The sequence below is a fragment of the Enhygromyxa salina genome (genome assembly GCF_000737335.2).
GTDB lineage: Bacteria > Myxococcota_A > Polyangia > Nannocystales > Nannocystaceae > Plesiocystis > Plesiocystis salina_C.
In genome coordinates, this window is sequence record NZ_JMCC02000027.1 from 19,954 (window position 1) to 33,166 (window position 13,213).

The following is a 13,213-nucleotide window of genomic DNA, read 5'->3' on the forward strand; positions in this document are numbered from 1 at the left end:
GCGGGAGAGCGCTATACTCGCGGGCCTATGGCGATCGTCAAACTCGTGTGCCAAGGCTGCGGTGCGAACCTCGACGCGACCGACGACCTCCGCGTGCTGCAGTGTGGCTACTGCGGGACCACCAACCAGATCAAGCGGACGGTCCATCAGCAGCCGGCGCCGCCACCCCAGCCGCCGCTGCAGCAGCAGCAGATGTACTACGCGCCGCCGCCAAACCAGGTCAACACGGTTAGCACTGGCGGCAGCGGGGCGGGCAAGGCCGTGCTGATCATCGTGTTGCTGGTGACCTTCCTGCCGCTGGTGATCGGAGGGATCGTGGCGTTCACCGTGTTCCAGAGCGCCAACGAGGTGTTCGAGCAGGTCAAGAGCGGAATCAACACCGCGACCGCGGTCGCCAACTCCCGCAAGTACCTGTGGAGGAACGGGCGGCCGTTCGTCGCGGACGTCAACGGTGACGGGGTCGACGACGTGATCGGCACGATCAACGAGATCGGCTCGCAGCAGCTGACGTTGACCGCGATGTCCGGCAGCGATTGGTCAACCTTGTGGGAGGTCGACCTGGGCCGGATGTCCGAGCTGCCCAATCCCACGCTGTACTACGAGCCCGGCAGCCAGCTGGTGCTGCTTGGGCTGGGCGCCACGCTGCGCGCCTACGACGCGAAGACCGGGGCGGATCGGTGGTTGGCCAGCCTGCCCGACAAGCTCGAGGCGCTCGCGATCAATGGGGATCACCTGTGGGTCGCAACGATCGACGACGCGGCCTCCCTGATCACGCTGGTCGACGGCAAGCTCAGCCCCGGCCAGCCCAAGCCGCCGGCGGGCGCCAAGCTCCTGCGCGACGACGCTGGCTATGACCTGATCCCCGAGCTGCGCGAGCTGGACGTGAAGGGCAACCAGTTCCCGGACCTGCGGGTTCAGCAAGCTTTCTGCCCCAAAGAAGATCTGCCGGTCGTCCGCGGCCGCCGTCACGACGACGCGTCAAAGGTCTGCGCCAACCCGCACGGGCTGGCGTTCGTGACCCGCGACAAGGGCACGAAGATCCCCCACATCCTTGGCTACGCGCGCGACACCAAGGCCGAGCTGTGGCGCGTACAGCTGACCAAGGCCGGCAGCCTCGAGACCGTTGACGGCGGGTTTGGGCAGCCGCGCGCGGAGTTCGTTGGCGACGACGCGATCATCAGCTTTGTGCCCGATAACGACGACCAGGCGCGGATCCGCAGGATCTCGTTGGTCGACGGCGCGACCAAGTGGGAGACAACGCTGGTCGGCGACGGGCACGAGAACGTTGACGGGATGGTCGCGGGGTCGGGGTTCGTGGTCGTGACCTTCGGGCAGACCATGCGGGTGCTGTCGTTGGACAGCGGCGCGCCGGTCGCGAAGCTGGGCGGCTGGTAGCGTTCGGTCAACGCGAGCGTGGATCTACGCCAACCACACGTCGGCGCTCTGGACCCGGAAGCTCGGTCCACCTTCGCGTGGCTGCGCACGCAGAGCGCCGTCGTCATCGAGGCCAATCGCGATCGCGGCGATCCGCTGACCCTCGCCCTGCTCAACCTGGATCTCGCGGCCGATCATGATGCAGCGCGACTCGTAGCGCGAGCGGATTGCTGCGAAGCCACCCGCGAAGAAGCGCTCGAGCGCGAGCTCGAGCTGGTGCAGCAGCGCAGCGAGGATCGCCGCTCGGCCCACGCGTTGGTGTGACTCGAGGTGCTGCGCGAGGCTGGTCGCGGTGGCCTGCAGGCCAGGCTCGAACTGCGCGGCCTCGCGGTGGACGTTGAGCCCAAACCCGATCACCAGCTCGACCTCGCGGCCGCGCCAGCGGCTCTCGCACAGGATCCCGGCCAGCTTGCGCTCGTCGAGCAGCAGATCGTTGGGCCACTTGAGCGCGAGCGTTGGCAGCTGATCCCCAAACACCGCACACAGCCCTTCGCACAGCCCCACGCCCACGGCCAAGGCCAGCGACCCAAACGCGGCCGACGGCGCCCCAGGTCGCAGCACGACGCTCGCGTAGATGTCTCGACCGGGCGGCGACGACCACGGGCGACCCAGCCGTCCGCGACCAGCCGTCTGCGCGTCGGCGGTGACCAGCGCGCCGTCTGGAGCCCCGCCCGTGAGCCACTCGAGCGCGCGATCGTTGGTCGAGCCGATCTGCTGATGGTGCTCGTGGGTGCGCCCAAGCCGAGCTGTGGTCAGCAGCGCGCCGACCTGCGCGAGGTCGTCGTGGGCAAGCGGGCTCACGTTGGCACCGCGACCCGCTTGTAGGCACAAAATGCCTCGAGCGTGTCAGCGCGCAGGGCCGGGTTGTTGACGAATTCCCACATCAAGGTGCTCGTTGGGGTCTTGCCGTAGTCGTGCCCAGGATAGAGCCGGGTCTGCTCGGGCAGGCTGCCAAGCTTGCGCTGCAGGGTGTCGACCATCGCCTTGGGATCGGAGCCCTGGTAGGACACGCCGCCGCACGAGCCGACGAACAAAACGTCTCCGGTGATCAGCGCCTCGCTCTCGGGCCCGTACCAACACACGCAGCCGGGGGTGTGGCCCGGCGCCCAGATCGCCCGCATGCGACCGCCGCCGATCCACACGTCCTCGCCGTCGCCGACCGGCTCGACCCGCGCCGCGAACTGACCGGCGGCCTCGAGCTCGAGCGGGTGACAGCGAACCACCGCGCCGGTCTCGGCCGCCGCTTCGTCGAGCCCGGCGACGTGATCATCGTGGGTGTGGGTCAGCAGGATCGTCTCTACGGTCCAGCCCCGCTCGCGGACGATCTTCATGAGCCGGTCGACCTCGAACGCCGGATCCACGAGGGCGGCCTTGCCTGTGGTGGGGCAGCCGATCACCTCGCAGAAGTTCTGCAACAGGCCCACCTCGAGCTGGACGATCTCTAGCGCCGGAACCTCGCTCACGGGGCGGAAGGTAGCATCGCGGGCGGGTCATCAGGAGTGCGACGCGGGGATCGGACGCACGCGGCCTTCAACATCGAACGGAGCGTCACGCGGCGGCGCGCTGCCGTCGGCGCATGAAGTGTCCACCTCAAACTCGATCGCCTGGCCCGGCGTGCTCGTGACTGTCCAACGCGCTAGACGAAGAAGGTGCCGGAATCGCGCCGCGGCGAGCACCTCATGACCAGTCGAGGTTGGGGACGGAGGCCCGCAGGCCCACGACCTCGCGCACGCTGCCATCATCACGGCTCAGCAGCCACAGCGTTCGATCAGGTCCAGGCATCGCGAGGTGCCGGCCGTCGCGGCTCCACTCGTGGGCGGCAGCCTCGGCCTCGAGCATGATGGTCTCGGTTCCGCGCTGTCGGTCGCGCAGGACCAGCTGCTCGCGTTGGCGGACGAAGGACAGGTACGTGCCATCGGGCGACCAGCGGAGGTCGGTGTCTTCGGCGTTCGTCAGACGCTCCCATGTGCCCGTGTCAGGGTCGAGGACGCCAATGCCCGGCTCACCGAGCAGCACGAACCCGACCTCGCTTCCGTCGGGTGACCAGCGCGGCGCCTTGCCCAGGCCCGCTTCCGTCTCGAACAGGCGCTCGAACGACGCGGCGTGGACCGCCAAAGAGTCGCTCGATTCTGTTGATGCACGTCCGACGATTCGGCCATCGCTGGCGACATCGAGGTCCGACAAGTTGATCTGGAAGTGCCAGGTGTCCGCACCGCTAGCGAGCTCCAGCTGCCGCACGGCCACGGAGGTGTCGGTCATCTCGCTCCACAGCAGGCCGCTCTCATCGGGCAACCAATGAAGCAGCGGTGGCGGTTCGGCGGTGTCCCAGCGCAGCGCCGAGCGTGGCTCGGCTGGTCGACCTTCTGCGTCGATGTTGACGATCCACAGGTCGCGGACGCGATCGTCCTCCAGGCCCACGTAGGCGATCATCGAGCCGCTGGGGGACCAGCGGGGGGACACGATCACCGCATGAGCTTCGCCCACTCCAGCACCGCGCTGACCGTTGGTGGTCAACGAGCCGATCCGCTGGCCGGTGGGTTCGACGAAGATCAGCGGGCCGACCTGCTCGGCGGACATGGGCACGACATCGGCGCAGCCGAACAGCGCGAGGCTCCAGAGCAACCACGGAAGGGCGGGGCGCGAGGCGACACGATGCATCGCACCACGGGCTCTTGGAGTTGTCGTTGGCGTGGTCATTCGCAGACGGCTGGTTCTCACTGCTGCATTCTTACCATCGATCTCTGTCAGGAATCGCCCAGTTCGAGAGGCCCCCGCGCGAGCGAGGATGTGCGGCACTACATCCGGCCGGCGATGCTCAGGCCCGTACCAGTTGGCACGATCGTCAACGACACACGTCGGTCGCGGGCTTCGAGTCGCGGCATCACGCCCGTGCGCGGGTGGTGCAGCAACCACGGCAGCCCAACCCCGATCACGGTCCCGAGCCCCGCGCCCGCGAGCACGTCGCCAAACCAATGTCGGTCGCCGGCCATGCGCAGGTAGCCAACGAACGCCGCCATCGGCACGCCGACGCCCCACAGCACTGGCGCGAGCTTGCGATTGCGCAGGGTCGCCACGGTCGCAAAGCTGGTCGCAACGCTGAACGCGAGCGCCGTGTGACCCGAGGGGAAGCTCAGGTTTTGGTCCGGGTCATCGGCGAACGCGATCGGGTCCGCTGCGTACAGCGAGTAGGGACGCTGCCGGGCCGTCGAGTACTTGATGACGTTGGTCAGCGCGCCCGAGACCGCGACCGCCTCGAGCGCGACGATCAGGTCTTCGTGGAGCTTTCGCCACTCGCCCTCGGTGCCGACCGCGACCATCGTCATGGTCAGCGCGAACGCTGGGATCACGCCGTAGCCAATGATGTCCGAGGTCAACGCGGCCGGCTCGGGCTTGGCCCAGACCAGGCCGCCACGAACGCCGCGGGCGACCGGACCCGGCCCGCACCAGTCACACGCTCGCGGTGCGATCACGGGCTTCATCGCCTCGGAGGTTGCGAACACGGCGGTGAAGCCGACGAGAACCGGCAGATCGGCGGCCAGGCGAAACCGAATGTCGGGCAGCCGCGGCGCCGGGCTCGGGTCGATCACCGCGGTCGGCTCCGCGGGCTCGACGACCGGCGTGTCGGGCCCGACGGCCGGCGCAGGCACGGCAGGCTCGACAGGCGCAGGCTCGACGGCCGGCATGTCAGGCTCGGCAACAGGCGCAGGCTCGACAGGCGCAGGCTCGACGGCCGGCAGGTCGGGCTCGACAACAGGCCCAGGCTCGACGGCCGGCATGTCGGGCTCGACAGGCGCAGCGTCGATGGGGGTCGGCTCGATGGGCGCAGGTCCTGGCCCGGCGCCGACTCGATCTGGCGCCGGAGCGGCGAGCAAGCCGAAGCTCAACAACAGGGGCAGGAGCGCCACGCCGGGATAGTACGGTGTGGCGACCCAGATCACCGCCAACCAAAATGGCTGCTCAGTGATCGAGCGCGTCAGCGCGAGTCTCGAGCAGCGCCCGGATCTCGGGCAGCAGCTGCTCGGTCATCGCGGGCAGGTCATAGCGGGGCGCCCATCCCCAGTCTGCGCGAGCGTTGCGATCGTCGAGCACGGACGGCCACGAGTCGAGGATCTTCTGCCGCGCCGGGTCCGACACGAACGAGAAGTCGGCGCCCTTTGGCAGCGCGCCCGCGACCTCGACGGCGATCTCTTGCGCGGTCGGAGAGAACGCCGCGATGTTGTAGATGCAGCGCGACAGCTGATCGCGCGGGGCCGCCGACAGCTCGAGCAGGGCCCGCACGCCGTCGGGCATGTACATCAGCGGGATCCGGGTGTCGGGCCGGCAGAACGCCTCGTAGGCGCCCTTGCGGACCCCGTCGATGTACATGAACACCACGTAGTCGCTGCTGCCACCGCCGGGGATCGAGGCTGAGATCAAGCCCGGGAATCGGACCCCGCGGACGTCGAGATCGAAGCGCGCGTTGTAGTACTCGCCAAGCAGCTCGCTCGCGGCCTTGGTCACCCCATACATTGTGGTTGGGTGCAGGGCCTCGTCGTCGCCAACGGTCTCGGGCAAGCCGGGTCCAAACACGGCGATCGTGCTGGTGAACATCAGCTGCCGCACGTCGGTCAGGCGGCAGGCCTCGAGCACGTTGTAGGTGCCAGTTTGATTGACCCGGTAGGTCAGCGCGGGGTCGACCTCGCCGCGCGCCGACAGGATCGCCGCGAGGTGGAACACCCGCTCGGGCTGCAGCCGATCGAAGCAGGTGTAGAGCTGCTCGGGGTCGGTCACGTCGAGCTGGTGCCAGGGCAGGTCCGCGGGCAAGTCGGCGGCCGCCTCCGGGCGCGGGCCGAGGTCGGTCGCGTGGACCACGTCGCCTTGCTGCAAGAGAGCTCGGATCAAGTCGAGACCAACTTGACCCCCTGCGCCAGTGACGAGGGTTCGCACCGGCGGGAGTCTCTCCGATCCGCTTCCTGGGTCGCAAGCGCGTGAGCACCCAAACGCCCGTGGTTTTGGTGTCGAAGGCCAGTTTGTGGAGATCTCGCCCAGGCGCGACCGCCACGTGCTCCAAAATTCGGCAATTCGCGGCGCTCGCGGCGTCCAGCGAGGCGCGCGGAATGGCAGCATCAACCCAGGCGTAACGAATGGAGCGCCGCACGGTGGCCGTGGGCGCCCAGACAAGAGCCCCCTGCTAGGGGGCCACACATACCCAGGCGTAACGAATGGAGCGCCGCACGGTGGCCGTGGGCGCCCAGACAAGAGCCCCCTGCTAGGGGGCCACACATACCCCCGCGCACAGCCGGCCCCTTGGGAGCGAGCGAAGCGAGTGACCGCGAAGTGCCAAGGTGGCCGGGGGGGTCCCAGAAGAAGTGACCGCGAAGTGCGAAGGTGGCCGGGGGGGTAAAAAAAACATCGCCTCACCTCACCCCGCGCACAGCGCCAGATTCTTGCGCCCGGCCACGAAGCTGTGCCAAGCGTAGCGAGGAACCGTGCTCTACCACCTCCTATACGGATTGCACGATCAGGCCGGGTGGCTCTCCGGCCTGAACGTCTTGCGCTACACGTCGACGAGGATCCTGCTCGCGACCTTGACCGGCTTGCTGCTGACGCTGCTGCTGTACCCGTGGTTCATCCGCACGCTGCAGCGGATCCAGCTTGGGCAGGTGGTCCGCGACGACGGGCCCGAGTCGCACCTCGCCAAGCGCGGGACCCCGACCATGGGCGGCTCGTTGATCATCTTCGCGGTGATCCTGCCAACGGTCGCGTGGTCGGACCTCGGCAACCCCTTCGTGCTGCTCGCAACCTTGGTGACCGCCGGGTTCGGCGTGATCGGGTTCCTCGATGACTTCTTGAAGATCCGCAAGAAGAGCTCGGGCGGGCTCGGCAGCCGCTGGAAATTTCTTGGCCAGTTCGTGGTTGCGACTGGGGTCGTTGCGTACCTGTACGGCGGCGACATCATGCCCGACGCGATCCGCTATCGGCTCGCGCTGCCCTTGAGCGACTTCTATTCGGCGCAGATCTCGTTGCCGCCGTGGCTGTACTGGGTGTTCTCGGTGATCGTGATCGTGGGGGCCAGCAACGCCGTCAACCTCACCGATGGCCTCGACGGGCTGGCGATCGGGCCAACAATCATCTCGGCCGGCACCTTCCTCGCGCTGACCTACGCGGCCGGGACCATGCTCGCGGGCTTTGACATCGCCCGCTACCTCAACATCCCGCACATCCCGGGGGTCGGCGAGCTGTCGATCTACTGCGGGGCCATGTGCGGGGCTGGGGTCGGGTTCCTCTGGTACAACACCTATCCGGCCAGCGTGTTCATGGGCGACGTCGGCTCGCTGCCGCTTGGCGCCGGGCTGGGGTTCTTGGCGGTGGCCTCGAAGAACGAGTTCACGCTGTTGATCGTCGGCGGGATCTTCGTGCTCGAGACCGTGTCGGTGATCGTGCAGGTTGCGAGCTTCAAGCTGACTGGCAAGCGGGTGTTCAAGATGGCGCCGATCCATCACCACTTCGAGCTCAAGGGGTGGGCGGAGCCGAAGGTGATCGTTCGGTTCTGGATCATCAGCTTCGCGCTGGCTCTGGTCGCGCTGGCGACCCTCAAGCTGCGCTAAACGGGCGAAACCCTGCCCAAGCGCCCGGCGCATGGATCGTCCGTCTTGGCTCCGCGGGCGCGCCAACTGCCGGTGAACGCGCCGATTGAAACCTGATATGACTCCGCCGCAATCGCCGTGGAGCAGGAAGTTAAATTTCGTCGTGCGTTGGTCATTGGGTGTGGGCAGAGCGGTGTCGCGGCCGCAGAGCTGCTGCACGCCCGCGGCTGTGAGGTTCGGCTGTTCGATCGGCGGGCAACCCTCGAGGGCCTGCCCGATCGCCTGTCCAGCTGCGTCCGCTACCTCGGCGTCGAGCTTGCGCCCGACGAGGCGTTCGACGGCCTCGATCTCCTGGTCCTCTCGCCTGGTGTGCCGCCGGGCCCATGGCGTGAGCGCCACCTCAAGTTGGTGCCCGAGGCCGAGGTCCACGGCGAGCTCAGCTTGGCGCTGGCGATCATCGCAAGCGAGTGGGAGGGCGGCAACGAGCTGCCCACGCTGCTGATCACCGGGACCAACGGCAAGAGCACCGTGACCGCGCTGACCGGGGCGATGCTCGCGGCTGCCGGGTTGGATCCCTTCGTGGGCGGCAACTTGGGGATCCCGCTGTGCGAGCTGTTGTTGGCCGTCGCAGAGGGTCGCCGGGGGCGGCCGGGCGCGCTGGTGCTCGAGTGCTCCAGCTATCAGCTCGAGACCTTGCGCGTGTCACCAGAGGCGCCGCTGACCGCCGTTGCGATGGTGCTCAACGTCAGCGCCGATCACCTGGATCGCTACGCCTCGATCAACGACTACGCCCAGACCAAGGCCCGGATCTTCGATGGACTGGGCCCGCAGTCGCTGGCGTTGCTCTCGGCCAAAGATCCGTTCACGCCCGCGCTGCGCGAGCGGGTTCCGCCGATCGTCGAGTGTCGCGTCGTCGATGGCCCCGAGCCGCCGCGCCTCGCCGAGCACGATGGCGCGCTCGAGCTGCGCGTGGGCGAGTTCTATCGGCGCGAGCTGGTGCCCTTGGCCGGCCGCCACAACGCCGTCAACGCGCTGTTCGCCCTGGCCGCGGCCCGGCACCTGGGGATCACGCGCGAGGCCTGCGAGCAGGCGCTCAGCGAATTTCGGGCGCTGCCGCATCGCATGAACCCGATCGGCGAGCGCGGCGGCGTGACGTACATCGACGACTCCAAGGCGACCAACGTGGCCTCGGTGCTCGCGGGCCTCGACGGGTTCGAGCGGCCCTTCGTGTTGATCTGCGGCGGTCGGGCCAAGCAGGGCGACGAGATCGGCGCGCTGCGAGAGGTCCTGGCGCGGCAAGGCAGCGGCGTGGTTGCGATTGGCGAGAGCGCCCAAACGTTCTTGGCCATGGCGGACGGCGTGGTCCCGACCGCGCATGCCCGGGACATGCACGAGGCGGTGCGGATCGCCCGCGACATGGCCAAGCCAGGCGACGCGGTGCTGCTGTCGCCCGCGTGCGCGAGCTGGGACATGTTCCTGAGCTTCGTGCATCGTGGCGAAGTGTTCGCCCAGGCCGTCGCCGCGCTGGCTTGAACGTTGGGTATCATCGGGGGGTGCGCGGCGCTCAACGTTCGGCGGCGGCTGTCTTGGGGTTGCTCGCGCTCGCGTGCGCCAACGACGGGCCGATCGCCCAGACCAGCTCCAACACCAGCAGCGAGAGCGTTGGGTCCGAGAGCAGCGACGCAACCACACAGACCGCCGAGACGGAGACCGAGACCGAGACCGACACCAGCACGGATGAGGGCGAGCCGATCCCCGAGCAGATCGAGCGCTCGGTCCAAGTGCTGCTCGACGGGGTCCCGCTCGAAGGCGCGATCGTGATTCAAGGGGGCACGGGCGTGGTCGTGCACACCGACGCAGACGGCCGCGCGCTCGCGTTGATCGACACGACGATCCAGGGCGCGCTGGTGCTCATGGCGTCCGACGAGCGGGCGCGCACCAGGGCCCACGTGATCTTGGTTGATGATGACAGCGAGCTGGTGTTCGAGCTCGAGAGCATCGAGCCCGGTGACAACGAGGAGTACCTGTTCAACCCAGCGGGCGTGCCCGAGAACATGGGCACCACCGCGGAGTGCGGTCACTGTCACCAGGCCTTCAAGGATCAGTGGCACGCCTCGCCGCACCGACGCAGCGCCAGCAACCCCGTCGTCCACGACATCTACGCTGGAGTTGCGAGCGCGCTGGCGGATCAGGGCGCGTGCGAGGCCGCGGGCGGGCAGTGGTGGATGGGCGTGGTCCCTGGCTCGGATCAGCTGGCCCCGCGCTGCTACATCGGGGCCGGGACGCTGCCGGATCTCAACGAGAATTGCGGGGAGCTCGACGCATGCGACGGCGTCGCAACCAGCTTTGGCGCGTGCGCGGACTGTCACGCGCCGGCGATCGACGGGGTCGTGGGCGGTCGGGATCTGCATGACGCAGTCGGGACCAGCTTCGAGGGCGGGGTCCACTGCGATCTGTGCCACAAGGTCGAGTCGATCGATCTCGACGCGCCGGCTGGGGTCGCGGGTCGGCTGCAATTGCATCGCCCCGTCGAGGTGTCGCCGAGCCCAAGCGTGGGCCCGTGGAAGCCGCTCGCGTTCGGGCCCTACGCCGACGTGCCCAACCCCCGCATGGGCGCTTCGCCGCGTAAACACTTCTTGACCGCCGAGTTCTGCTCGGGCTGCCACCAACACGATCAAGCGGCGCTGGTGCCCGGCACCAGCTTGGATCCAACGCGCTGGCCAGACGGCGTGTTTCCGGCCCACAGCACCTACGAGGAGTGGCGCGCGGGTCCATTCTTCGAGATCGCGCCATGCAGCAGCTGCCACATGCCGGCGGATCCCAGCTTGGGCAACGGCGCCGATCTAACCGCCGACAAGCTGGCGATGCAGGGGGTGGCGCTGGGGTGGCTGCGGCCGCCCGGGGCCACGCGGCAGCACACCTGGGTCGGGCCGCGCACGCCCGCGTCGGGGATGCTGCAATTGGCGGCCGCGATCTTCATCGACAAGTCGCTCGTCGACACGACCCTGACAACCCAGGTCACCGTGCGCAACGCCGGGGCCGGCCACGCGATCCCCACGGGCGAGCCGCTGCGATCGCTGGTGTTGTTCGTTCAGGCCCGCTGCGGCGACGACGTGCTGACCGCGATCGACGGTGACGTGATCCCCGAGTTTGGTGGCTGGTTGGATCGCAAGCCAAGCCCCGAAGACTGGTCGGTGTGGCCGGGCGCGGCGATCGGCGATGTGGTCCGGGTCGTGACGGTCGACGGCTGGCACGACTACGAGGGCTTCGGTCCGTTTGGCGACGGCAGCTTTGACGTGACCCAAAAGGGGCTGCCGCGCCTGCGGGTGGTCGGGCAATCGCAAGTGATCAGCGTCAACGGTGATCAGGTCGGCTTTGACGCGCCGCTGCCGGCTGGTGACGTGGCCTATCGCGGGCGCGAGGGCTACTTCGAGGCCGGGGCGCCGCTGGCTGCGGCCGCGGTCGCGGGGGCGCCCGGGTTTGGGTTTGCGCGGGTGCTCGCGGACGAGGCGGGGGCGCAGATGGTGCCGCACCACCGCGCGGTCGATGTGGTGTCGGACAATCGGATCATGCCGCAGCAAGAATGGACCTCGACGCATGTGTTCTCCGCGAGCTGCCAAGATCCCGTCGTGGACGCGGTGCTGGTCCACCGGGCGTATCCGGTCGCGCTCGTGCGCGAGCGTGGGTGGGACGACGCGCAGCAGGTCATGGTGGAGGTGAGCAAGTGAAGCGCTGGGCTGTTGGGCTTGTTGGACTTGGGGCGGTCTTGGTGCTCGGTAGCGCGGGGTGCTCGGACGCTGGCGCCGGCGCAGGGGTGGCGGGCTCGGGGACGGACACCGGGACCGGGGGCCAGACCGGGACCGAGACGACCAGCTCGAGCGAGACCGCGGCGGACACCGAGACGGGCGACCCGGCCGACCTCCCGGGCGAACAACCGCGCCCGGAGCTGCAATCCCCGGCCGAGGCCGAAGACCTCGACCCTGATCCCAACGCGGTGCGGGTGTCGCTCACGGCCGCGCCGCTGGCCTTCGAGATCGGCGGCGAGATGGTCCAGGGCTGGGCCTACAACGGGCAGGTCCCAGGCCCCACCATTCGCGTCAAGCGTGGCGACACGCTGACCGTGGAATTTCACAACGGCCTCGACACCGACACGACCGTGCACTGGCACGGGCTGCGCGTGCCCTTCGCGATGGACGGCGTGACCTGGCAGGGCCAGGCGGTTGGGCCGGGTCAGGACTTCGAGTACTCGTTCGTGGTCGACCAGGCCGGAACCTATTGGTACCACCCCCACGTCGACACGGATCGACAGGTTGACCTGGGTCTCTACGGGGTGATCGTGGCCGAAGATCCCGCGGATCCAGTGCCCGACCGCGAGCTCGTGGTCGTGTTCGACTCTTGGAACGAGTTCAGCTTCGACAGCGACGACGAGAGCGATCATCACGGGCTCGATGGCGCCGTGATCGAGTGGACAGCCAATGGGTTGATCGATCCCGTGTTCCCGGCCGCGGCTGGTGAGCGGATTCGAGTGCGCGCGGTCAACGTTGCGAACGCCGGGTATGTCGCGCTGAGCTGGCCGCAGATGCGCCACATTGGCGGCGGCCAGGGCGTGCTGTCGGACTTGCGCGAGCCCGCCTCGGTGGTGCTGGTGCCGAGTGATCGAATGGACGGCGAGTGGTTGGTGGGCGACGGCTTTGATGTGATCGGGCTGCCCTACTCGCTGCTGGGGGCGCCAGCGGTGGACGAGGAGCGGCGCTTGTTCGAGGTCGAGGTGGACACGCCCGGGCCCGGGCCCGCGCCGCTGGACTATCCCTTCGATGGCGCCGAGCCAACGCCTGATCCGGGGTGGACGGACGTCCTGTATGTGTTTCATGGCGATCCACATACAGGATATTGGACGATCAACGGCGAGCTGTTTCCCGACGTCACGATTGAGACCATGCCGCTGGGCGAGTGGGGGATTGTCGAGCTGCGCAATGTCTCGCAGTCAGCGCACCCTTTTCATCTGCATGGGCACGCGTTCGAGGTGTTGTCAATTGACGGCGTGCCCCCGGAGGTCCGGCGCGTCGAAGACACCCTGGACGTCGCGCCCTACTCGATCGTCCGAATTGGGGTGCTGGCGGACAACCCTGGCGACTGGATGGCGCACTGCCACATTCTACCGCACGTAGACGGTGGAATGATGACAGTGCTGCGCGTGGAGTAGGGCGATCGTG

General features: G+C 68.3%; 10 protein-coding genes. 5 read left to right on the plus strand and 5 right to left on the minus strand.

Annotated features, from left to right (window positions below):
* The first annotated feature begins 27 nt into the window (after positions 1-27).
* Positions 28-1,395, plus strand: a complete 1,368-nt coding sequence (locus DB30_RS11545) for a flagellar basal body-associated FliL family protein (RefSeq protein ID WP_052548462.1) — start codon at positions 28-30, stop codon at positions 1,393-1,395.
* A 24-nt stretch (positions 1,396-1,419) separates the two neighbouring features.
* Here DB30_RS11545 and DB30_RS11550 read toward each other — a convergent pair whose 3' ends face one another.
* The 5 genes from DB30_RS11550 to DB30_RS11570 all read right to left on the minus strand — a co-directional run bounded on the left by DB30_RS11550 (position 1,420) and on the right by DB30_RS11570 (position 6,360).
* Entirely contained in the window at positions 1,420-2,235 is an 816-nt protein-coding gene (locus tag DB30_RS11550; RefSeq protein ID WP_052548463.1) for a biotin--[acetyl-CoA-carboxylase] ligase, read from the minus strand.
* Positions 2,232-2,897, minus strand: coding sequence for an MBL fold metallo-hydrolase (locus DB30_RS11555; protein WP_052548464.1), 666 nt, complete (start codon positions 2,895-2,897; stop codon positions 2,232-2,234). Before DB30_RS11555 ends, DB30_RS11550 begins: the two co-directional genes overlap by 4 nt.
* Positions 2,898-3,111: 214 nt before the next feature.
* Complete coding sequence (locus DB30_RS11560; RefSeq protein ID WP_165703716.1) at positions 3,112-4,092, minus strand: TolB-like translocation protein; 981 nt, start codon at positions 4,090-4,092, stop codon at positions 3,112-3,114.
* Positions 4,093-4,229: 137 nt separating this feature from the next.
* Positions 4,230-5,339 carry a phosphatase PAP2 family protein gene (locus DB30_RS11565; RefSeq protein ID WP_146658541.1) on the minus strand — a complete coding sequence of 370 codons (1,110 nt, stop codon included), beginning with the start codon at positions 5,337-5,339 and terminating at the stop codon, positions 4,230-4,232.
* 52 nt (positions 5,340-5,391) lie between these two features.
* A complete protein-coding gene (locus DB30_RS11570) occupies positions 5,392-6,360 on the minus strand; it encodes an NAD-dependent epimerase/dehydratase family protein (protein ID WP_052548467.1) in 969 nt (322 codons plus the stop codon).
* A gap of 542 nt (positions 6,361-6,902) precedes the next feature.
* Between DB30_RS11570 and mraY the strand changes: the two genes are divergently transcribed.
* The 4 genes from mraY to DB30_RS11590 all read left to right on the plus strand — a co-directional run bounded on the left by mraY (position 6,903) and on the right by DB30_RS11590 (position 13,203).
* The gene (gene mraY, locus DB30_RS11575) at positions 6,903-8,021 is read left to right on the plus strand and encodes a phospho-N-acetylmuramoyl-pentapeptide-transferase (protein ID WP_052548468.1); all 1,119 of its coding nucleotides are present in this window, start codon (positions 6,903-6,905) and stop codon (positions 8,019-8,021) included.
* Between the two features lie 117 nt (positions 8,022-8,138).
* Entirely contained in the window at positions 8,139-9,533 is a 1,395-nt protein-coding gene (gene murD, locus DB30_RS11580; protein WP_165703717.1) for a UDP-N-acetylmuramoyl-L-alanine--D-glutamate ligase, read from the plus strand.
* A 20-nt stretch (positions 9,534-9,553) separates the two neighbouring features.
* A complete protein-coding gene (locus DB30_RS11585) occupies positions 9,554-11,728 on the plus strand; it encodes a hypothetical protein (protein WP_165703718.1) in 2,175 nt (724 codons plus the stop codon).
* Positions 11,725-13,203 (plus strand): multicopper oxidase family protein, encoded by a 1,479-nt coding sequence (locus DB30_RS11590; protein ID WP_052548471.1) that lies wholly within the window; start codon positions 11,725-11,727, stop codon positions 13,201-13,203. Before DB30_RS11585 ends, DB30_RS11590 begins: the two co-directional genes overlap by 4 nt.
* Positions 13,204-13,213: the final 10 nt, after the last annotated feature.

Coding starts and splice junctions, on each gene's coding strand:
- DB30_RS11545 (WP_052548462.1), top strand. CDS start 28: ATGGCGATCGTCAAACTCGTGTGCCAAGGCTGCGGTGCGAACCTCGAC.
- DB30_RS11560 (WP_165703716.1), bottom strand. CDS start 4,092: ATGCATCGTGTCGCCTCGCGCCCCGCCCTTCCGTGGTTGCTCTGGAGC.